Raw genomic sequence first — 20,412 nt, 5'->3', positions numbered from 1 at the left:
CGAGCAACGAGATACGAGCAAAGTCACGCAAAAGCCAGTGTTCAGCCCCCGAACCAGGGCTCCTCGACGGTCCGAGGCGGTGCCGACGTCCGGCCGATGCGCAGCTCCGTCGGCAGCGTGATCACCTTCGGCGCGCTCCGCTCACCCGAGCTGAGCAGCAGCCGTCCGGCCGTCTTGCCCTTTTCGAGCACCGGCTGGTGGACCGTGGTGAGGCCGATCCGCTCGGCCTCGGCGATGCCGTCGAAGCCGGTGACGGTGAGGTCCTGCGGCACCCGCAGCCCGCGTCGCTCGGCCTCGGCCATGGCGCCGAGCGCGAGGATGTCCGAGGTGCAGATCACGGCCGTGATCTGCGGATACGCGTCGAGCAGCTGCCGGGCGGCGGACGCGCCGTCGTCCACCGTGTGGTCGAAGCGCTCGACCACCGGGACGCCCGCCCAGTCGACGCCGGCCGCCGAGAACGCCACGGCCAGCGCCTCGAGCCGGGTGCGCTGGACGTGGAAGTGCGCGCCGCTCTGGCGCGCCGGGGAGACGAAGTCGTCGTTGCGCTCGCGGGCCAGCCGCATGCAGATGACGCCGACCTGCCGGTGGCCCAGCGACACGAGGTGCTCGGCGATCTTGCCGACGGCCGCGGCGTCGTCCGGGCCGACGCGGTCGATGCCCTCGATGCTCGGCTGGTCGATGATCACGGTCGGAACGGGCCGCTCGAGCACGGCGGCCAGGTGCGGGTCGTCGTCCGGCACGGAGTAGACGACAAAACCGTCGACGCCCGCGCGGTGCACCGCGGCGACGTCCTCCCGGCCCGGGCTGGCCGGCACCAGGTGCAGGCCGACCCCGGCGTCTTCGCAGGCCAGGGCCAGTCCTTCGAGCACGCCGACGGCGGCGGGGTCGCGGAAGGCGTAGGAGAGGTTTTCGGTGAGCAGCAGCCCGACCGCGCCGGCTTTGCGGGTGCGCAGGGAGCGGGCGACCGGGTCGGGACCGGGGTAACCGAGGCGGCGCGCGGTCTCGAGGACCCGGCGGCGCAGTTCCGGGGACAGCTGGTCCGGCCGGTTGTAGGCGTTGGACACCGTGGTCCTGGACACACCGAGCTCCGCCGCGAGCGACGCCAGCGTCGCCTGCCTCCGGGTGCGAATAGGACGTCCCATCAGCAAACCGTAACGGTTCAGATCGAATTCATGAAGAGACACCCCGCGTGGTCGATGTCTCGATCCGCATGCACGAAGACGCATACACCAAACCGGGATCGGATGGCCAGGAAGTCATCCGGATGGGGTAAGGTGAATCTGACAACGGTTTCCATTAGCGTCTCAGTGTCGTTCAGGAGAGTCTCGATGAGTTCCCGCCGCACCAGGAGCGTGCTCGCCGCCGCTTCGGCCCTGTCCGTCTTCGCGCTGGCCGCGTGCTCCGGGGGCGGGACGTCCGGCGCCGACGGCGGTGGCCAGTCCGGCGGCGACGGCAAGATCAAGGTGGTCGCCTCGACCGACGTCTGGGGCAGCGTCGTCAGCGCCGTCGGCGGGGAAAAGGTCGAGGTCAAGTCGATCATCCACGACCCGTCGGCCGACCCGCACTCGTACGAGACCACCGCGGACGACGCGCTCGCGGCGAAGGACGCGCAGCTGCTGCTGTCCAACGGCGGCGGTTACGACGAGTTCTTCGACAAGCTCACCGGCCAGGCCGGCGACGCGAAGAAGCTCGTCGCCTACGACATCGCCGCGACCGGCGACGAAAACGAGCACGTCTGGTACGACCTGCCCGGCGTCGACAAGGTGGCCGACCAGCTCGCCGCGCAGCTCGGCGAGCTGCAGCCGGCGTCGAAGCAGCAGTTCACCGACAACGCGACCGCGTTCAAGGCGAAGGTCGACGCCCTGGAGAAGCGGCTCGGCGAGCTCGGCACGACCCACCCGGGCACGAAGGTCGTCGTCACCGAGCCGGTCGCGCACTACCTGCTCCAGAGCGCGAAGCTGACGGATGCGACACCCAAGGCGTTTTCGGACGCGGTGGAGAACGACACCGACGTCCCGGCCGGCGCGGTGAACGAGTACAAGCAGCTCATCAGCACCAAGCAGGTCAAGGCGCTGATCAACAACGCGCAGACGGTCACGCCGCTGACCCAGGACGTCGTCGGCCAGGCGAAGGCCGCCGGGATCGGCGTCGTGGACGTGACCGAAACGCTGCCCCAGGGTGTGACGGACTACATTGGCTGGATGACCGGGGAAGTCGACGCGCTGGCTGGAGCGTTGAAGTAGCCATGCCTCCCGTCTCCGTCTCCGTCTCCGTCTCCGACGACGTGCGCCCCGCGGTCCGGGTCCGCGGGGCGGGCCTCGCCTTCGGTCCCCGCACCCTCTGGTCGGGGCTGGACCTCGTCGTCGAGCAGGGGGAGTTCCTCACCGTGCTCGGCCCGAACGGGTCCGGCAAGAGCAGCCTGCTCAAGGCGCTGCTCGGCATGCAGGGCCTGTCGGCGGGCACGGTCGAGATCGCGGGCGGGCGCCCGGGCGGCGCGAACCGCAAGGTCGGGTACATCCCGCAGCAGCGCGCGATCGACGAGTCGCTCACGCTGCGCGGTGTCGACCTGGTCGGGCTGGGGCTCGACGGGCACCGCTGGGGGCCGGGCCTGTTCGGCATGTCCGCGCGACGCCGCCGGGTTTCCGAAGCCATCGAAGCGGTGGGGGCGACGCGCTATGCGAAGCAGCCCGTCGGGCGGTTGTCCGGCGGTGAGCAGCAGCGGCTGCGGGTGGCGCAGGCCCTGGTCGGCGACCCCGAGGTGCTGCTCTGCGACGAGCCGTTGCTGTCCCTGGACCTCGCGCACCAGCGCGCGATCAGCGAGCTGATCGACTCCCGGCGGCGCGCGGCCGGCACCGCAGTGCTGTTCGTGACGCACGAGATCAACCCGGTGCTGCCGTTCGTCGACCGGGTGCTGTACCTGGTCAACGGCTCGTTCCGGATCGGCAAGCCGGACGAGGTCATGAACACCGAGACGCTGTCGGAGCTGTACGGCACCCGCGTCGAGGTCCTCAAGGTGGGCGGGCAGATCCACATCGCGGGCGCGCAGAGCGCGTTGTGCGAGGACGAGCCGCACCACCACGAACACGACGTCGAAGAGCAAGTGGGCTGAGTCTTGGATCTGTTCGACTTCGGCAAGACCTGGGAGCTGATCACCGAGCTCGAGGGTGTCCAGACGGCGTTGCTGGCGGCGCTGATCCTCGGCCTGGTGGCCGGCGTGCTCGGGCCGCTGATCGTGATGCGCCGCATGTCGTTCGCGGTGCACGGCACGTCGGAGCTGGCGTTCACCGGCGGCGCGGCGGCGCTGCTGCTGGGCATCGGCGTCGAGTACGGCGCGCTGATCGGCGCGGTGGTGGCGGCGCTGCTGCTGGGCATCCTCGGCGCGCGTGACGCCGACCGCGACTCCGTGATCGGCGTGATCCTGTCCTTCGGCCTCGGCATGGGTGTGCTGTTCCTGTCGTTCTACAAAGGACGGTCCGGGAACAAGTTCGGGATCCTCACCGGCCAGATCATCACCATCGACTCGACGAACCTGACGTTGTTCGTGGTGTCGTCGGCGGTGGTGCTGGTCGTGCTGGCGCTGGTGTACCGGCCGCTGCTGTTCGCTTCGGTGGACCGGAACGTGGCGGTGGCGCGCGGGGTCCCGGTCAAGACGTTGACCGTGGTTTTTGCGCTGCTGGTGGGTATTTCGACGGCGCTGAGCGTGAAGGTGGTCGGGTCGCTGCTGGTGGTGGCGTTGATGGTGACACCCGCGGCGGCTGCCGCTCGGGTGACCGCTTCGCCGTGGAAGGCGACGGTGCTGTCGATCGTGTTCGCCGAGGTGTCGGCCATCGGCGGGATCGTGCTGTCGCTGGCGCCGGGGCTGCCGGTGAGCGCGTTCGTGACGGCGATTTCGTTCTTGATCTACGTGGTCTGCCGCCTGATCGCCTGGCAGCGCGACCGCCGGACCCGGGTCCGCGCGGTGGACCCGGCCCCGGACCTGGTCGCGGCGGCCTGACTTCGGCAGTTCTTTCACTCGACTCCGGTTTTCCGCGCGACTTTCGACGTCGCAGTTCCACCGCCCGACTTCGGCCGGGTGCGTCAGTGAACCGACTTCGCCGGGCCCCTGTCTCGGCCGCGATGAGGTGGCGGGTTCGGAACCCGTCGCTCACCCACGGCGCGAAACGACGCCGGCGGCCTGACCCAAGCGCCCCAAGGCCGCCTTCGGTGCGTCACACGCAACCAAGGCGGCCTTCGGTGCGTGAGACGCAACCAAGGCCGCCTTGGGGCGCTCGTCAGCCCAGCATCAGCAGGACCTGCAGCTCCCCGACCAGGAACCCGATCACCCCGCCGACCGCGATCAGCTTCCACTCGTCCTGCCGGAAAGCCGGCCGCAGCAGCCCTTCGAACTCGACGGGCGTGAGAGCCAGCATGCGCTGCTCGATCACCTTCGCGACGTCCATCGCCTCGGTCAGGTAGCCCTCGGCGTACCGAGCCGTGTCCGGCAGCTGCTCCAACGCCTTCCGCGCCGCCGCGTGCTTCATCTCGCGCAGCCGCGTGCCGCCGACCGTCCACGCCAGGGGCATCCGGTCGTCCACCGCGGACGACACCATCTGCTCCACCAGCGCCGCCAGCCGGTCGGCGCGGGGACCGCGCAACACCGCGTCCAGCAGGTTCTGGACCGTCAGGACCTCGGTCGCGATCAGCTCGCCGTACTGCCGCGCGACCTCGGCGCGGCGGCGCTGGAACTTGCCCTGGAGGATCACGCGGCCGACGCGCACCGGCTCGCGGGGGACGAAGATCAGCTTGATCGCCAGCCAGTCGGTGAACAGCCCGATGACCCCGCCGAAGATCGGCAGCACCAGCGGCTCGCGCGTGAACGCCCACACGATCGTCTGCACCAGCCCGAGCCCGAAGCCGAAGTAGATGCCCATCCGTGCGATGAACGCCATCTCCGGCCGGGACGTCTCGCGGATCAGGCGCACCAGCAGCGCGCGGTCGCGAGTCAGCCGCTGGACCGTCATGTGCTGGACGTCGAGGACCTCGTCGAGGTTCTCGCGGACGTCTTCGAGGAACTCCTGCACCAGCCTCGGCGCCGACGCCTGGACCTGCTTGATCAGCATTTCCTGCGCCAGCGTCGGCATCACTTCCCACAACCGCGGGTGGTGCTCGGCGAGCACTTCGCGCGCGATGTGGTCGACCGCGCGCAGCAGCGGCTGCTCCAGCTCGTTCGTGATGATCACCGGGTCGATCCGCCCGAAGACCTCTTTCAGGTCGAGCAGGTTCGCCGTCAGCAGCTCGGTGGCGACCGCCGCCATCCGGCCGCCGTGCTTCGGGACGACGCCCTGCCAGCCGAAGACCGGCTTGATCCCGACGAAGTCGAGCGGCCGGAACATCATCTCGATTGCGACGCGCTTGGTGACGTACCCGATCAGCGCCGCGATGAACGGCATCGCCGCGTACAGCGGCCAGTGCAGCGCGAGGTCGTGCAGGACAGCGTCCAATCCGACCTCCTCACTGCCGAACTCACTGCCGAGAGCGAAACCGTACCGGCTATCCGAGCAGCGCGAGCACCTGCAGTTCCCCGACCAGCCGCCGATCACCGCGCCGACGGCGATCAGCTTCCACTCGTCCTGCCGGAACGCCGGCCGCAGCAGCTGCTCGAACTCCAGCGCGCTCAGCTTCTTCATCCGGTCGACGATCGTGTTGCGCACGTCGAGGGCGTTGATCGCGTAGTTCTCGGCGTACCGGATCGTCTCCGGGACGCGCTCCGCGGCCTTCGTGGCCGCCGTCTGCTTCATCTCCTGGAACTTCTTCGTTCCGACGGCGATGGCGACGAACGGCTTGACGACGCTCGCCTGCGCGTCGATCGTCTTCTGCACCTCACGCGTGATCATCGTGAACAGCCGGTCGGACTTCGGCCCGCGCAGCACCGCTTCCAGCAGGTTGGGGATGGTGATGATCTCGCGCGCGATCATGTCGCCGTAGTCGGCGGCCACCTGGTCACGGCGCTTCTGGAAGATGCCCTGCCAGGTGTAGAGGCCGAAGAACCGGCGTGGCTCGCGCGGCAGGAAGATCATCTTGAGGGCCAGCCAGTCGGTGAACCAGCCGATGCCGAGGCCGAACAGCGGCAGCACGATCGGCGACTGCGTCAGCGCCCACACCACCAGCTGGACACAGCCGAGGATGAACCCGAACCAGATCCCGGAGCGGGCGATGAACCGCATCTCGGGCCGTGAGATGTCCCGGATGAGCCGGTTGAGCAGCACCTTGTCGCGGACCAGGTTCGTCACGACCATGTGCTTGAGGTCGAGGACGTCCTCGATGTTGTCGGCGATCTCCCGCATGATCTTGGTGATCGCCTTCGGCGCTTCGGCCTGCACGCGCTTGAGGAGCAGCAGCTGCGCGGTGTTCGGCAGCACCTCCCACAGCCGCGGCTGGTAGGTCTCCATCACCTCGCGGGTGACGTCCTCGACGACCCGCAGCAGCGGCTGCTCGATCTCCTTCGCGACCTGCGCCGGGTCGAGCCGGGAGAAGATCTCCTTCGGATCGACGAGGTTGGTGGTCAGCATCTCGGTGGCGGTCGCCGCCATCCGCTCGGCGTTCGCCGGCAGCACACCCTGCCAGCCGAGGAACGGCTTGATCCCGGTGAACTCCAGCGGCCGGAACATCATCTCGATGGCGACGCGCTTGGTGACGTACCCGATCAGCGCCGCGATGAACGGCATGGTGACGTACACCTGCCAGTGCGAGCTGAAATCCACGTCCGCACGCTATCGGCCCTTGATCAGTGCAGCAGGAGCAGCACCTGGAGTTCACCCACCAGGCCGCCGATCACCGCGCCGACCGCGATCAGCTTCCATTCGTCCTGCTTGAAGGCCGGACGCAGGATGCCTTCGAACTCGATCGGCGTCAGCTGCTGCATCTTGTCGACGATCGTGTTGCGCACGTCGAGCGCGTCGGTGGCGTAGCTCTCGACGTGTTTCACCGTTTCGGGGAGGTAGGCGATGGCCTTCTCGGCGGCCGCGCGTTTCATCTCCTGGTACTGCTTGCCGCCCATGGTCAGCGCGACCAGCGGCTTGGCGATGCTGGTCTGCGCGTCGATCGTGCGCTGCACCTCGCGGGTGATCAGCGCGAACAGCCGGTCCGCGCGGGGCCCGGTGAGCACGGCTTCCATCACGTTGCGCACGGTCAGGACCTCGTCGGCGATCAGCGCGCCGTAGTCGGCGGCGACCTCCTGACGTCGTTTCTGGAACATGCCCTGCCAGCGGAAGAAGCCGAACCCGCGCGGCTCACGCGGGTAGAAGATCATCTTCAGGGCCAGCCAGTCCGTGACGAAGCCCGTGACAAAACCGAAGATCGGCATGATCAGCGGCTCTTTCGTCAGCGCCCAGGCGACGAACTGGACGAGCCCGATCACGAACCCGAAGTAGATGCCGGACCGCGCGATGAACTTGAACTCGGGCGCGGCGACCTCGCGGATCAGCCGGCAGGTCAGCGACTTGTCGCGGACCATGGCGTTGATCAGCATGTCGTTGACGTCGAGGACGTCGTCGATGTTGGTCGAGACCTCCCGCAGCAGCCGCTTGACGACGGCCGGCGCCTGCGCGCGGACCTGGTCGACGAGCAGCCGCTGCGCCCGCGCCGGCAGCATCTCCCACAGCCGCGGCTGGTAGGTCTCCATGACTTCGCGCGTGACGTCTTCGACCGCCTTGAGCAGGGGCGTTTCGAGCTCTTTGACCATTTCTTCGGGGTCGAGCCGGGCGAAGATCTCCTGCGGGTCGACGAGGTTGCGGGTCAGCAGATCAACGGCGGTGGTGGCCATCCGCCGCGAGTTCGCCGGGATGACACCCTGCCAGCCGAGGAACGGCCGGATGCCGGTGAACTCGAGGGGCCGGAACATCATCTCGATGGCGACGCGCTTGGTGAGGTAGCCGATCAGGGCGGCGATGAGCGGCATGGTGGCGTAGACGTGCCAGTGCTCGCCGATGTCCGCGAGGATTGCGGATATGTCCACAGTGGCCTCCTCGCGTCAACCGCTGGTCAACCGAGGTCAGAATGCCATGTGTTACCGGGGGTTCCCAAATTCGTGATGCATCCGTTTGGCGGTACGTCCTGAAGGTCCCTTGCTCATTAAGGTGGCCCGCATGGTCGCGCCTGAGAAGTCCCAGTCCACCTCGAAGACATTCGCCGTGGGTGTCCGCGGCTACAACCAGCGTCAGGTCGACGAGCGTCTCGCCGAGCTGACCAAGGAGGTCCGCGAAGCCTCGCGCAGCCGCGACGAGTCCGCCGCAACGGCGTCGGACCTTTCGAAGGCGCTCGCGTACGCGCAGAAGGAGCTGGCCGAGACGAAGGCCGCGCTCGCGCGGATGAGCGCCAGCCCGTCCGGCGCCGGCGCGATGGCCGAGCGCGTCCGGATGATGATGCAGCTCGCGGAGGAGGAGATCGCCGACCTGCGCTCGGCGGCGGAGGCCGACGCGGCGTCGACCCGCGAGCAGGCCGACAAGTACGCGCACGAGACCCGCCGCACGGCCGACAAGCTGGCGAAGGACGCGGAGGAGGAGCGCGCCCGCCTGAAGTCGGAGGCGAAGGGCGAGATCGAGAAGCTGAACGCGGCCGCGGGCGCCAAGCGCGTCGAGCTGGCCGCGGCGGCCGAGCGCGCGCGCAAGGAAGCGGACGCCAAGGCCGAGGCGGCGGCGGCCGAGGCCCGCGCCGCGGCGGACCGGAAGGCCGCCGACGAGCTGGCGGCGCGCAAGAAGGCCTTCGACGAGGACAACTCGCGGAAGAAGCAGGAGACCGAGGCTGCGCTGGCGGCGGCGAAGTCCCAGCAGGCCACGGCGGACCAGAACCGCAAGCTGGCCCTGGACCTGCGCACGAAGGTCGCCGAGCGCATCGCGGCGACGGACGTGGCGGTGCAGGAGGCCATGCGGTTGCTGGCGCCGGTCGAGGAAGCGCCTGCGGCGGCGAACGGTGACCGCAAGCCGGCCCCGGCGCCTGCGCCTGCGGTGAAGGCTCCGGCGCCCGCTTCGAAGGCTCCGGTCGCTCCCTCTGCTCCGGCGAAGGCCTGAGCGCACCGCCTGACATAGCAGTACTGCCGCGCGATCTACGGACCCGGCGCCTCTCCGAGAGGCGCCGGGTTTCGGCTCGTCGCGGCGAATGGTTGAGCGCACCGCCCGGCAACGGAGTACTGCTGCGCGACGCCGGGCTTCTCCCGAACCCCCGGCGGTCAAGGCGTAAATCCCCCGTGCGGGTAGGTGGCCGTGGCTCGTGGGTGGCTGGCAGTGTGCTCATCAGCTGCTTGATCACCCACGAGACGGGACCTGCGCATGATCCTCGAGACCGAGCGGGCCGCCGTGTGCGCTTACGCGCGCCGGATGGTCGGTGACGGCCTGGTTGTCGGCACGTCCGGGAACGTCTCCGTGCGGGCCGGTGAGCTGGTCGCCGTCACGCCGACCGGGGTTGCGTACTCGGCGATGACGCCGGGGGACGTCACGGTTGTCGATCTGGGTGGGGCGGTGGTCGACGGCTCGCTCAAGCCGACCAGCGAGCTGCCCATGCACCTCTCGGTCTACTGGGACGTCCGCGATCCGGACAGCGAGCCCGTCACCGCCGTTGTCCACACGCATTCGCCGCACGCGACCGCCGTGTCGACGCTCGTGCGTGAGGTGCCGCCGATCCACTACATCCTCGCCACGATCGGCCCGTCAGTGCGCGTCGCGCGCTACGCCACCTTCGGCACGCCGGACCTCGCCGCCGCCGTGCTGGAGGCTCTCGACGGGCGTCGCGGGTGCCTGATGGCCAACCACGGCACCCTCACCTACGGTGACGGCCTCGAAGCCGCCTACCAGCGCGCCCAGCAGCTCGAGTGGGCGTGCCGCGTCTGGCTGCTCGCGCAGGGCGCCGGCCGGCCGAGCCTGCTGCCGCCGCCCGAGGTGGCCAACGTCGTCGACCGGCTGCGGGGTTACGGCCAAGGCTGACCGCCGGGCGCTCAGTGCGGGACGACCGCGTTGGCGACCATGATCATCCCGAGCACCAGCGCGAGCACCGACAGGCCCGCGCCGATCGCGGCCAGCGGCTTGCCGCGGCGGCGCCCGACGCAGCCGATGACCCCGAGGGCCAGCCCGGCCACCCCGAACGGGAAGGCGACGTAGGCCCGGAAGCCGGTCATGTCCACCGGCAGGAGCGGCAGCACGCAGCCGAGCAGCCCGAGGACCAGCGCGGCCACGGCCAGTGCGCTCCCCTTGGGTGGCGCCTCGACCCAGGGCTGCGGGTACCCGGAGGACGGCGGCGGGCTGTAGGACATGCGAACTCCTCGGCGAGACGACTTCGCCGCATGCCTATCAGGACACCCCCGGCCGCCGCGCGCGAATCGGCGAATCGGCCGCGCCGAGACGTCAGTGCCCGGACTCCGCGCCGACTTCGGCCACGGCCCAGACGACGCACCGCAAACCGGGCCGCTCGAGGAACCCTCCCGCGCGCATCTCGTCGTGGTACCGGCGCGCGTTCGCTTCGTCGGCGTAGACCTGCACCATGTGGCCGTCGAGCGTCCAGGTGCCGTGGAGGAAACCGGGGGTGCCGACCTTGCTCGACGCCATCAGCGGCACCTGCGCCCGCAGCTCGTCGATCAGCTCCGGACCGATGTCCCAGACGCCGATCACGGCCCACATCAGGACGCCAGCGTGTCGACCGCGTGCACCGCGTCCAGCAGCTCCACGACCGTCGGATCGTCGACCGCCTCCTGGATGCACTGCCACAGCTGGAGGTTCGCCATCGCCCACCGCGAATACGTCGCCGCCGCCTCGGGGTTGTAGAAGTAGTAGCCCTCGTCGTGGACGTCGCACTGCTCGCCGACGATCTTGTCCGCCAGCTCGCGCAGGCTGAGCCCGTTCTCGCGCAGGTACCGGTGCGCGAGCACCACCGGCGTCACCGGCAGCGCCTTGAACAACGTGTCCGCGTCGCTCAGGGCCTGCGCCTCCAGCGAAATGTCGCGGCCGCGGGTGGCCATCTCGGCTTCGTCGACGATCTCGTCGATCCACCGCGCCACCCCGCCGGTGACACCGCACTCCGCGAGGATCTCCAGCCGGAGACTGCTCCCGGCCGCGGCCGGCGAGTTCCGGCGCACCAGGTAGTTGACGTCGTGGACCAGCGCGGCCACTTCGACCACGGCGCGGTCGGCCCCGTTGTGCTGGGCGAAGCCGGCCGCTTTGGCGCGGACGAAGCTCACGTGGTGCCAGCCGTGGAACTGCAGCCGCTCGGCGTACTCCAGGCAGAGCCGGTGGACCCGGTTTTCGACGGCGTTGACGATCACATTGTCGATCGTGCATTCCTGCGTGCGCATACCCTCTCCCATCCCGGCCGTGGTATTCAGACGGGTGGAGTAATGGTAAGCGCAGCTGACGCCGGTGTGTAGCTAGATGCGGTTGGCCAATTCCCCCAATCGGACCTCGACCGGAACGTGACGATGGCCGATTCCCCTGCTCGGATCGTAGGAAAGGCTGTACGTGCTCACCGGCCGTGATTTCACCAGGAACGTCATCGTGCCGGTCGCCGCTTCGGGAATCCGGTGGTATTCGTCGGCCAGCATGGTGGCGCACGCTCCGGCCTGGCACAACGTCCGGCGCCGCAGCTGCGCGGAGTCGATCAAGCCGGTGCGCGGGTCGTGGGTGGTTTCGTACCTTTCGTGGAGGTAGCTGCCCCGGAGAATGGTGGTGCAGAAGTGGTACCTGTGGTTGTGCACGGAATCCGCGTACCCCGCCCGCCAGTCCTGCTGCGCCTTGTATTCGTGCAGCCAGAAGGAAAACGGGTCGGCCGGCGAATCGAGCAGGCACCAGGCGAAATGGGTCGTGGTTTCCCGGGACGAGCGCAGCACCTTCGCGGCCTGCACGGCGGACAGCGAGCGGAGCTGTGTGCGCAGCTCTTCCCGCAGCTCGGGGTGGTCGGCCCAGGAGCGGAACCAGGTGTCGACGGCGCGCCAGTCGGCGGCCAGCGGGAAATCGGCCATGCGCAGGCGCGTGGCCAGCTCGGTGAGGGGGGACAGGCGGGTGAGCAAGGTCAGCTCCCTAGCTCGGCGACTTCGGAGAACTCCGCGCGGAAGGCGTGGAACCGGCCCTCCAGCTCGCGGAACTGCTCCTCGGACAACGGGGATCCGGTGATCTTTTCGAACAGCGCCAGGAAATCCGTCCGCGTCGTCGCGGACGTGATGCGGAAGTGGCGGCCGGTCCGGGACTGAGAGACGCGCACGAACTCGGCGCGCTCCATGTTGTAGAGGAAGGAACCTTCGGTGAAGCGCAGGGACCGCGGGTACAGCTTGGTGGCGCCGCGGACGTCGCTGTAGAGCGACACCCACACGCTGTCGTCGAACATCTCGAGGCGGTCCAGCGGCGGGTCGGCGACCACGGTGATGTCGACCTGCGCGCAGCGGCTGCGCGCCAGGAAGAGGCCGACCAGCCCGATCCGGATCTCTTCGTCGAGCCGGGTCTGGATCTGTTCGTAGTCGACGTCGCCCGCCTCGCGGCGCAACAGGTAGCGGGCGCGCCCGCTGATCGAGTTCGCGTCACGCGGATCGGCGATCACGGCCCGCAGTTCGCGTTCCGTGCGGGAAAGCAGCAGGCGGGCGGCGGCGTGCCGGCCGGAGAAGCCGCGGAAGAAGTACTGCCGGGTCGCGTTGAGGTCGGCCATCAGCCCGCGGTTGAACGCCGGGTCGGGGTCGGTCGTCGCCTCGAACACGTCGGTGGGGAAGAACTCCTTGTTCAGCGCGCGGTATTCGGCGCTGAGGTCTTCCAGTGCGCGCCTGCTCTCTTCGATCACCGGGGTCACCAGCGCCCGCTGCGAGGCGCTGGCGGTGATCAAGCTCGTGCCGAACCCGACGATCGCGGAGATCAGGGTGCCGGTGCCCAGCGACGTCACCAGGTTCTTCCCGGTGCCGGGCTCCATCAGGCCGGCGAGCCACAGGCTCAGCCCGGCCACCACGACGAGCACCGTGAGGAGCAGGCTCGTCCTGGTCCAGAAGATCTCCTGAAGCGGGGTACGACGGAGGCGCCCGCCATCTGCGGCCACGTGCTTCACCTCCCTCGAACCACCCGAACGGACGAATGCGTTATGTGTCTGTTCGAGTGCGGGGAGTCACTTTACGCGCCTGGCGAGGAGCGCGAAATAAGAGATTCGGGGGACAAGCATGACGGACGGACGTCACTCTCGGCAATAATTAACCGGATTGCCAGGTTTTCGGAAAATAGCGAAAAACCATGGTCAAAGTGCCGCGGGGAGGCCCTTTTCGTACCAGCGCGGGCCGGGCCGGGCGGTCATCAGGAAATCCACGACGACCGGCGCGGGCGCCGGGTGGATCTCCGGGTGATCACGTTCGCCGCGCGCCGCGTCGACCGGCCAGGCCAGTTGTTCGACATCGAGCGAAAACTCCCCGTGCGCGCCCGTGCGGTTGCCGCGGGCGTCGAGGCGCGACCACCTGCCGTGCAGATACACGGCATTCAGCCCGTGCAGCGCGGACAGCTCCTGGTAGCAGAAGCCGGCCGGAATCCCTTGTGCGCGAAGCAAAGCGGCGAGCAGGTGCGCCTTCGCGTGACAGATCCCGACGCGCTCGCGGAGCACGTCCGACGCCCGCCAGGTGACCCGCGGATCGGCCGCGTCGATGACGTGTTCGACTTCGTCCCGCACGAAGAGGAACGCGGCTTCGGCGTACCCGGCGGGATCGTCCGTCAGGGTCTTGAGCGCGTCTGCTCGTTCGTGGATCGCGGGGTGTCCGTGATCAACGACGGTGTCGGCGGCGAGGTAGTCGCTCAGCCGAACGGACGTGGGAGACGGAACGCGACTCATCCGGCCATCGTGACAGGCTCGGCCATTCGGGCGAGAGCCATTTTCCGGGGCGGCAACGCTCCGCGTTCTCCGGTCACGGAACGTAGAAGTCCGGTGGGAAGCCGGTCCAGCGCAGTTCGGCGGGCAGGTGGCTCAGGTCGTTGTACGTCAGCAGGGCGGCCGGCCGCCCTGGCGAGTAGCGGATCACGGTGAGCCCGGCGTTGGCGTGGTTGAGCGCGAGCCACCGCCACGGCGGCGCGTCCTGCGAGGCGCTCACGAGCCAGCCGACGAGGAAGTTGTGCGTCACGAGCACGTCGTACCGCGGCTCGGTGGCGGGCACGGGCCCGGTGAACCGCCGCTCGGCCTCGGCGGCGAGCTCTTCGTCGGCGGGCGGCTGTTGCCGCGCGAAGGCGAGTAAGAGGTCACCGGACGTCTCCGGGAGCTCCTCGCGCTTCGGCGCGTAGGGGACGAAGTCGCCCGCGGCTTCTTCGACGTGAACGGGAACCCCGGGCAGCTGCGTCGCCATCAGCTCGGCGGTCTGGGCCGCGCGCGGGAGCGGCCCGTGGTGGATCGCGGTGACGGGGACATCGCGCAACCGCCGGCCGAGGAGCACGGCTTGGCGCTGTCCGGCCTCGGTGAGCATGCCGTTCGAGGCCGCCTCGCCGTGCCGGGTGAGGAAGAGGAAGCGTGTTGCGAGCACGAGTCAGCCGACGGGGATGAGCGCGCCCTGGGGGCCCTGGCTCGGCGCGAACTGGGTGAGCAGCCGCAGCGGCGCGGGATGGGGCGACAGGACGACCGAAGCGAACGGGGTGATCGTGTGGTCGTACCCGCTGTTCGTCTGCAGGTGGACGCTGACGTGCACGTTCCGGTCGGCGGGGATCTCGAAGGAGACGGAGCCCCACGAGACCACGTACTGCCGGCCGTCGATGCTCGCGATCGGCGCGTAGGCGCGCACGGTGTGACCGAGGTGCGGGATCTCGATGGTGAGCAGCCGGCGCGGCCCGTCGTGGTGGTCGACGTAGGGGATCACGCCCGGCACCTTGGCGAGCTCGGTCGGTTCGGTCATCCTGCTGCCTTTCTGACTGGTCCGGATCATGGTGCCAGGTCGGTGCCAGCTCGGTGTGCGTTCCGTGCCAGTGGTGGGCGGGAGGGTGACGGCATGACGATCATGCTGAAGCCGGGAAGCACGGTGCTGTTCACCGGCGATTCGATCACTGATCTTTGGCGGCCGCCGGGTGAGGATCGGTGCGGTTATCCGCTGCTGGTCGCGGGCTCCTGGTGCTTCACCCATCCGGACCGGCCGGTGACTTGGGTGAACACCGGGCATGCGGGTGACAAGGTGATGGATCTTGAAGCTCGCTGGCAGGCGGATGTGGTTGATGTCCGTCCCGACGTGGTGTCGATCCTGGTCGGGGCCAATGACATGGGGTGGCGGACTTTGGATCCTCGGGGGCGGGTGGTTCCTGTTGAGGAGTTTGCGGCGGGGTATGAGCGGTTGTTGGCACCGCTTGTGTCGGTGGGGGCGGAAGTGATTCTTGTTGAGCCGTTTCTCTTGCCGGTTCGCGGTGTCATCGAGAGGACGTTGCACTTGGCAGATGGGGATCGTTTTGTGCGGATCGACGAGGGGGTGCGTGCGGGGTGGCGGGAGGATCTGAACTTGAAGATCCAGGCGGTGCGGCAGCTGGCTGTTGAGTACGGGGCGCATCTTCTTGCTGCGGACCGGATGTTTGCGGAGCTGGGGGATCCGGAGCGGTGGTCCGAGGACGGCATTCATCCGACTGCGGCTGGGCATGGGGTGCTTGCTGAGGCTTGGCTGGAGCTGGTCGGTTAGGTGGTGGCTTCTCGGTGACCCCGTCGACTCAGTAACCCCGTCGACCCGAACGCCGGATTGTTCAACGGCCGTCACGCCGCGTCAAGGCGGGAAAGCGTGCCTTGACCCGGCGTGACGGCCGCTGAGGCGGCTGCGTATCGGTTCGGTGGGGAGGTGTGGTCGTTGTGGTGGCTCAGGTGGCCGCGTTTAGAACTGGTAGTACAAGAACGGGCTGAATGTTCCGGTGGCGATCAGGATTGCCGCGTACACCAGTCCTACCGTCATTACCCCGATGCGCAGTGCCGTTGCCGGGCGGCTTCTTGATGACTCCAGCAGGGGTCCCGTCACCGGGTGGGCTGGGAGCAGGAATACCGCTAGCGCTGCCAGTAGCAGGACCAGTCGCTGGTTCGTGAACGCCTGCGCTACTCCCGGGCCTAGGCCGTCGAAGTCCGGGAGGAGCATGTGGCCGATCATCGACAATGCGTGGCCGATGTCCGCCGAGCGGAAGAACACCCAGCCGAACACCACCAGGAGCATGGTCAGGGCTCGGCGCAGGTACCGCTGCCAGCGGACCGCCGGGTTGAGGTCCAGGCCGAAGCGGCGCTCGATCACCAGCAGTGCGCCGTGGTAACAGCCCCACACCAGGAACGTCCATTGTGCGCCGTGCCAGAAGCCGGTCAGCACGAACACTATGCAGAGGTTGCGGTACGTGCGGCCGGCTCCTAGACGGTTGCCGCCCAGGGGGATGTACACGTAGTCGCGGAACCAGCGGCTGAGGCTCATGTGCCAGCGGCGCCAGAACTCCGTGATCGTCACCGATGAGTACGGCCTTGCGAAGTTCTCCGGGAGGCGGAAGCCCAGCATGCGGCCTAGGCCGATCGCCATGTCCGAATAGCCGGAGAAGTCGAAGAACAGCTGGAGCGTGTACGCGATCGCGCCGAGCCACGCCGTCGAGAACGTCATCTGGTCCGAGGGCACCTTGAAACACGCCTCGACCAGGGGGCTCAGGGAGTCGGCAATGATCGTCTTCTTGCACAGCCCGAGCGCGAAGCGGGGGAAGCCGGCGGCGATGTCGTCCAGGCGGTGGGAACGCAGCTGGGGCAGCTGGTCGGCGATCTCGCGGTACCGCACGATCGGGCCGGCGACCAGCTGCGGGAACATCGCGATGTACGCGGCGAACGCCACCGGGTTCCGCAGCGCCTGACGCTCGCCGCGGTAGATGTCGACCGTGTACGAGATGTGGTGGAACGTGTAGAACGAGATGCCGATCGGCACCACCAGGCTCGCGACCGGCACACTCCCGCCGAACCAGTGCGCGACCGCCGCGATCTGCTGCGTCGCGAACCCGGCGTACTTCCAGATCACCAGCACCGTGATGTCCAGCGCGACCACGGCGATGAGGATCTTGCGCCGCCGGGTGCCGTCGACGTCGAACGGGTTCGGCGCCAGCAGCGGACCGGCCAGGAAGTTGACGATCATGCAGCCGAGCAGCAGGAACACGAACGGGCCGGCGCCGATCGTGTAGAACAGCAGGCTGCCGACCGCGACGATGCCGTTTCGCCAGGTCCGCGGGCACACCAGCACGGCGACGAGCACCGCCGGCATGAAGTACCACAGGAACAGTGGCGAAACGAACGACATCGGGTCCCCTCGGTTTTATCCGACGGTGGACCTTAACCCGACTGGGTGGTGGTGTCAGACCCGACCGGCGAGACGCCGCCGCCGCGCCACCTCGGCGAGCAGCACCCCCGCCGCCACCGAGGCGTTCAGCGACTCCACGCCCGCCGCCATCGGGATCGACACCGTCGCGTCGCACGTCTCGCGGACCAGCCGCGACAGCCCACGCCCCTCCGAGCCCAGCACGATGACCAGCGGGTCCGCCGCCAGCTCGAGCTCGTCGATGTCGACCGAGCCGTCCGCGTCCAGGCCGACCAGCATCAGGCCCTCGTTCGCCCACGCCTTGAGCTGACGGGTCAGGTTGGTCGCCACCGCGATGGGCAGCTTCGCCGCCGTGCCTGCGCTCGTGCGCCACGCCACCGCCGTCATGCCCGCGCTGCGCCGCTCCGGCAGCAGCACGCCGTGGGCGCCGAACGCGGCCGCCGAGCGGATCACCGCGCCGAGGTTCCGCGGGTCGGTGACGCCGTCGAGCGCGACGAACAGGGGCACCTCGCCCGAGTTGCGCGCCGCCGCCATCAGGTCGTCCGGGTGGGCGTACTCGAACGGCGGGACCTGCAGGCCGAGGCCCTGGTGCACGGCCCGGTTCGTCTTGCGGTCCAGCTCCTCGCGCGGGATCTCCAGGATCGAGATGCCCTTGTCGCCGGCCAGCCGGACGGCGTCGTTCACGCGGTCGTCGATCTCGATGTTCAGCGCGACGTACAGCGCGGTTGCCGGGACGCCGGCGCGCAGTGCCTCGACCACCGGGTTGCGCCCGGCGATCAGCTCCGGCTTGTCGGCCTTCTTCTGCCGCGCCTGGTCACGCTTCGTCGCAGCGTTGTTGGAGCGGTACGCCTTGTGCCCGGGCCGGTCCTCCGCCTTGGGCGTCGGGCCCTTGCCTTCGAGGGCCTTGCGGCGCTGGCCGCCCGAGCCGACGACGGCGCCCTTCTTCGTGCCCGTCTTGCGGATGGCGCCTTGGCGCCGGGAGTTGCCTGCCATGCTGAAAAGTCCTTGCGGTAATTGAGAAACGGCTCAGTCGGACTTGACTGTCCACTGTGGTCCGTTGGGGGTGTCCTCCACCACGATCCCCGCCTGCTGGAGGCGGTCACGGGCAGCGTCCGCGCGGGCGAAGTCCTTCTCGGCCCGGGCCTGCTGACGCTCGGTCAGCAGCCCTTCGACGATCCGGGACAGCGCGTCCTTGGTGGGCGATTCGGAACCGCCCGCCTCGGACCAGCGCGCGGACAGCGGGTCGAGGCCGAGCACGTCGGTCATCGCGCGGACGGCCGCGGCGAGTTCGAGTGCCTTGGAAGTGTCGCCCGCGTCGAGCGCGGCGTTACCGTCCCGCACCGTGGTGTGGACCACGGCGAACGCCTGCGGGGTGGCCAGGTCGTCGTCCATCGCGGCGGCGAACGCGGCCGGGATCGTGCCGATCCCCACCTCGCCCGCCGAAACCGCGCGACGCAGGAACGTCTCGATCCGCCGGTAGCCGGTGGCGGCCTCGGACAGCGCGCCGTCGGAGTACTCGATGGTCGAGCGGTAGTGCGGCTGCACCAGGTAGTAGCGCAGCTCCGGCGCCCGGTAGCGCTCCAGCATCGACGGGATCGACACGGTGTTGCCGAGCGACTTCGACATCTTCTCGCCCGACATGGTGACCCACGCGTTGTGCAGCCAGAACCGCGCGAACCCGTCGCCCGCCGCGTTCGACTGGGCGCGCTCGTTCTCGTGGTGCGGGAAGACCAGGTCGATGCCGCCGCCGTGGATGTCGAACTCGGCGCCGAGGTAGGTCGTCGCCATCGCCGAGCACTCGAGGTGCCAGCCGGGCCGGCCGTCGCCCCACGGTGTCGGCCACGACGGCTCGCCCGGCTTCGCGCTCTTCCACATGGTGAAGTCGCGCGGGTCGCGCTTGCCGCGGGTCGGCGTCTCGCCCTGCTGGACGTCTTCGAGGACCTGGCCGGACAGCTTGCCGTAGTCGTCGAACGACTTCACCGAGAAGTAGACGTCGCCGTCCGCGACGTAGCCGTGGCCGCTCTTGACGAGGCGTTCCATCAGCTCGACCATCTGGGTGACGTGCCCGGTCGCGCGGGGGCTGACCGACGGCGGGAGGCAGCCGAGCTGCTCGTACGCGGTCTCGAAGGCGCGCTCGTGCGTCGCGGCCCACTCCCACCAGGGGCGACCGGCTTCGCCGGCCTTGGTCAGGATCTTGTCGTCGATGTCCGTGACGTTGCGGACCAGCAGCACGTCCAGTCCACTGTGGACGAGCCAGCGGCGCAGGACGTCGTAGTTCAGGACGCCGCGGACGTGCCCGATGTGCGGCACGCCCTGCACGGTGGCGCCACACACGTAGATCGACGCCGTTCCGCTACGGGCGGGGTGGAATTCCCGCACGCTCCGGGTCGCTGTGTCGAAAAGGTGTAGGGCCACCCTGAAAGGGTACGGGTCGACGTGAGGGATCTCGCAAGCGCCTGCTGGGGGGTCAGCCGACGCCGAACCCGCGCAGCGCCGTGAGCAGGGCATCCGGCCGCTCGGTGGTCGGCAGCGGGTCTACCAGCGCGAACTCGCAGCCGAGGGCCCGCGCGCCGCCGTCGGCCTCCTCGCTGTCGCCCACCATCAGGGTGTCGGTGGCCGGGACACCGAGCGCCTGGACCGCAATCCGGAAGATCTCCAGCTCGGGTTTGATCGCGCCGACCTCGAAGGACAGCACGAATTCGTCGACGTAGGCGTCCCACCCGCGGGTGGTGAAGGCCGGCCGGATGTCGAAGGCGATGTTGCTCAGCACGCCCACCTTCAGCCCCCGCTCGGCGGCGGCCTTCAGCGCGGCCTCGGTGTCCGGGTAGGGCGTCCACTGGGTGGGCGTGATCAGCCGCTCGTACAGCGCGACGGCCTGCTCGGGCCGCGGGACGCCGGACTTCTTGAGCACCTCGAGGTAGACCTTCCGGTGCAGCTCGGGGTCGCGGTCGCGGTGCTGCCAGGCGTGCACGTGCTCGGCGTCGAGCTCGACGACCTGCCCGACCGGGGCGGTCATCCGGCGCATCAGCTCGGCCTGCGCCTCGAGGTCGAGCGGCGAGCCCTCGTGGTCGGTGAGTTCCGTGAGCCAGGATTCGTCCTGCTCGAGCCGGAACAGCGTGCCGGAGAAGTCGAACAACACCGCCCTGATCGTCATGGGT

21 protein-coding genes and 1 pseudogene are annotated in these 20,412 nt (G+C 69.0%); 6 read left to right on the top strand and 16 right to left on the bottom strand.

What is annotated here, in order from left to right; translation table 11 throughout:
• Nucleotides 1-41: 41 nt before the first annotated feature.
• A complete protein-coding gene (locus tag ACIA5G_RS05640) occupies nucleotides 42-1,142 on the bottom strand; it encodes a LacI family DNA-binding transcriptional regulator (protein WP_395921009.1) in 1,101 nt (366 codons plus the stop codon).
• Nucleotides 1,143-1,328: 186 nt separating this feature from the next.
• Here ACIA5G_RS05640 and ACIA5G_RS05635 point away from each other — a divergent pair, with 186 nt between their 5' ends.
• Genes ACIA5G_RS05635 through ACIA5G_RS05625 form a run of 3 tightly spaced genes read left to right on the top strand, consistent with a single transcriptional unit; the run spans nucleotide 1,329 to nucleotide 3,994 of the window.
• Nucleotides 1,329-2,243 carry a metal ABC transporter solute-binding protein, Zn/Mn family gene (locus tag ACIA5G_RS05635; protein ID WP_395921008.1) on the top strand — a complete coding sequence of 305 codons (915 nt, stop codon included), beginning with the start codon at nucleotides 1,329-1,331 and terminating at the stop codon, nucleotides 2,241-2,243.
• Nucleotides 2,244-2,245: 2 nt separating this feature from the next.
• Nucleotides 2,246-3,109 carry a metal ABC transporter ATP-binding protein gene (locus tag ACIA5G_RS05630; RefSeq protein ID WP_395921007.1) on the top strand — a complete coding sequence of 288 codons (864 nt, stop codon included), beginning with the start codon at nucleotides 2,246-2,248 and terminating at the stop codon, nucleotides 3,107-3,109.
• A 3-nt stretch (nucleotides 3,110-3,112) separates the two neighbouring features.
• A complete protein-coding gene (locus ACIA5G_RS05625) occupies nucleotides 3,113-3,994 on the top strand; it encodes a metal ABC transporter permease (protein WP_395921006.1) in 882 nt (293 codons plus the stop codon).
• Nucleotides 3,995-4,271: 277 nt separating this feature from the next.
• Here ACIA5G_RS05625 and ACIA5G_RS05620 read toward each other — a convergent pair whose 3' ends face one another.
• From ACIA5G_RS05620 to ACIA5G_RS05610, 3 genes and pseudogenes are all read right to left on the bottom strand, one after another.
• Entirely contained in the window at nucleotides 4,272-5,480 is a 1,209-nt protein-coding gene (locus ACIA5G_RS05620; RefSeq protein ID WP_395921005.1) for a DUF445 domain-containing protein, read from the bottom strand.
• Nucleotides 5,481-5,529: 49 nt separating this feature from the next.
• A pseudogene (locus ACIA5G_RS05615) lies at nucleotides 5,530-6,704 on the bottom strand (DUF445 domain-containing protein).
• Between the two features lie 59 nt (nucleotides 6,705-6,763).
• Nucleotides 6,764-7,993 carry a DUF445 family protein gene (locus tag ACIA5G_RS05610; protein WP_395921004.1) on the bottom strand — a complete coding sequence of 410 codons (1,230 nt, stop codon included), beginning with the start codon at nucleotides 7,991-7,993 and terminating at the stop codon, nucleotides 6,764-6,766.
• Between the two features lie 130 nt (nucleotides 7,994-8,123).
• On the opposite strand from ACIA5G_RS05610, the gene ACIA5G_RS05605 reads away from it, so the two are divergent.
• Entirely contained in the window at nucleotides 8,124-9,044 is a 921-nt protein-coding gene (locus ACIA5G_RS05605; RefSeq protein WP_395921003.1) for a hypothetical protein, read from the top strand.
• Between the two features lie 258 nt (nucleotides 9,045-9,302).
• A complete protein-coding gene (locus ACIA5G_RS05600) occupies nucleotides 9,303-9,953 on the top strand; it encodes a class II aldolase/adducin family protein (protein ID WP_395921002.1) in 651 nt (216 codons plus the stop codon).
• An 11-nt stretch (nucleotides 9,954-9,964) separates the two neighbouring features.
• Here ACIA5G_RS05600 and ACIA5G_RS05595 read toward each other — a convergent pair whose 3' ends face one another.
• The 8 genes from ACIA5G_RS05595 to ACIA5G_RS05560 all read right to left on the bottom strand — a co-directional run bounded on the left by ACIA5G_RS05595 (nucleotide 9,965) and on the right by ACIA5G_RS05560 (nucleotide 14,851).
• Nucleotides 9,965-10,279: a hypothetical protein gene (locus ACIA5G_RS05595; protein WP_395921001.1), complete on the bottom strand. Its 315-nt coding sequence runs from the start codon at nucleotides 10,277-10,279 to the stop codon at nucleotides 9,965-9,967.
• Between the two features lie 91 nt (nucleotides 10,280-10,370).
• Nucleotides 10,371-10,643, bottom strand: coding sequence for a hypothetical protein (locus ACIA5G_RS05590; protein WP_395921000.1), 273 nt, complete (start codon nucleotides 10,641-10,643; stop codon nucleotides 10,371-10,373).
• Entirely contained in the window at nucleotides 10,643-11,314 is a 672-nt protein-coding gene (locus tag ACIA5G_RS05585) for an HD family phosphohydrolase (RefSeq protein ID WP_395920999.1), read from the bottom strand. Before ACIA5G_RS05585 ends, ACIA5G_RS05590 begins: the two co-directional genes overlap by 1 nt.
• A gap of 72 nt (nucleotides 11,315-11,386) precedes the next feature.
• Nucleotides 11,387-12,025 carry a hypothetical protein gene (locus ACIA5G_RS05580; protein WP_395920998.1) on the bottom strand — a complete coding sequence of 213 codons (639 nt, stop codon included), beginning with the start codon at nucleotides 12,023-12,025 and terminating at the stop codon, nucleotides 11,387-11,389.
• A 2-nt stretch (nucleotides 12,026-12,027) separates the two neighbouring features.
• A complete protein-coding gene (locus ACIA5G_RS05575) occupies nucleotides 12,028-13,041 on the bottom strand; it encodes a hypothetical protein (RefSeq protein WP_395920997.1) in 1,014 nt (337 codons plus the stop codon).
• A gap of 183 nt (nucleotides 13,042-13,224) precedes the next feature.
• Nucleotides 13,225-13,806 (bottom strand): transglutaminase domain-containing protein, encoded by a 582-nt coding sequence (locus ACIA5G_RS05570; RefSeq protein ID WP_395920996.1) that lies wholly within the window; start codon nucleotides 13,804-13,806, stop codon nucleotides 13,225-13,227.
• 73 nt (nucleotides 13,807-13,879) lie between these two features.
• Nucleotides 13,880-14,485, bottom strand: coding sequence for a histidine phosphatase family protein (locus tag ACIA5G_RS05565; RefSeq protein WP_395920995.1), 606 nt, complete (start codon nucleotides 14,483-14,485; stop codon nucleotides 13,880-13,882).
• A gap of 3 nt (nucleotides 14,486-14,488) precedes the next feature.
• Nucleotides 14,489-14,851, bottom strand: coding sequence for a hypothetical protein (locus ACIA5G_RS05560; RefSeq protein WP_395920994.1), 363 nt, complete (start codon nucleotides 14,849-14,851; stop codon nucleotides 14,489-14,491).
• Between the two features lie 93 nt (nucleotides 14,852-14,944).
• Here ACIA5G_RS05560 and ACIA5G_RS05555 point away from each other — a divergent pair, with 93 nt between their 5' ends.
• The gene (locus ACIA5G_RS05555) at nucleotides 14,945-15,616 is read left to right on the top strand and encodes an SGNH/GDSL hydrolase family protein (protein ID WP_395920993.1); all 672 of its coding nucleotides are present in this window, start codon (nucleotides 14,945-14,947) and stop codon (nucleotides 15,614-15,616) included.
• A gap of 186 nt (nucleotides 15,617-15,802) precedes the next feature.
• Here the strand turns inward: ACIA5G_RS05555 and ACIA5G_RS05550 are convergent, their stop codons facing one another.
• The 4 genes from ACIA5G_RS05550 to ACIA5G_RS05535 are packed head-to-tail and all read right to left on the bottom strand — an operon-like array spanning nucleotide 15,803 to nucleotide 20,408.
• A complete protein-coding gene (locus ACIA5G_RS05550) occupies nucleotides 15,803-17,236 on the bottom strand; it encodes an MBOAT family O-acyltransferase (RefSeq protein WP_395920992.1) in 1,434 nt (477 codons plus the stop codon).
• Between the two features lie 54 nt (nucleotides 17,237-17,290).
• Entirely contained in the window at nucleotides 17,291-18,247 is a 957-nt protein-coding gene (gene rlmB, locus ACIA5G_RS05545) for a 23S rRNA (guanosine(2251)-2'-O)-methyltransferase RlmB (RefSeq protein WP_395920991.1), read from the bottom strand.
• Nucleotides 18,248-18,280: 33 nt separating this feature from the next.
• The gene (gene cysS, locus ACIA5G_RS05540; protein WP_395920990.1) at nucleotides 18,281-19,669 is read right to left on the bottom strand and encodes a cysteine--tRNA ligase; all 1,389 of its coding nucleotides are present in this window, start codon (nucleotides 19,667-19,669) and stop codon (nucleotides 18,281-18,283) included.
• Nucleotides 19,670-19,721: 52 nt separating this feature from the next.
• Nucleotides 19,722-20,408 (bottom strand): HAD family hydrolase, encoded by a 687-nt coding sequence (locus ACIA5G_RS05535; protein ID WP_395920989.1) that lies wholly within the window; start codon nucleotides 20,406-20,408, stop codon nucleotides 19,722-19,724.
• Between the last annotated feature and the right edge of the window lie 4 nt (nucleotides 20,409-20,412).

The organism is Amycolatopsis sp. NPDC051758, from assembly GCF_044453095.1.
In the GTDB taxonomy this organism is placed as follows: Bacteria; Actinomycetota; Actinomycetes; order Mycobacteriales; family Pseudonocardiaceae; genus Amycolatopsis.
This window is presented reverse-complemented; position numbering and strand designations above follow the sequence as displayed.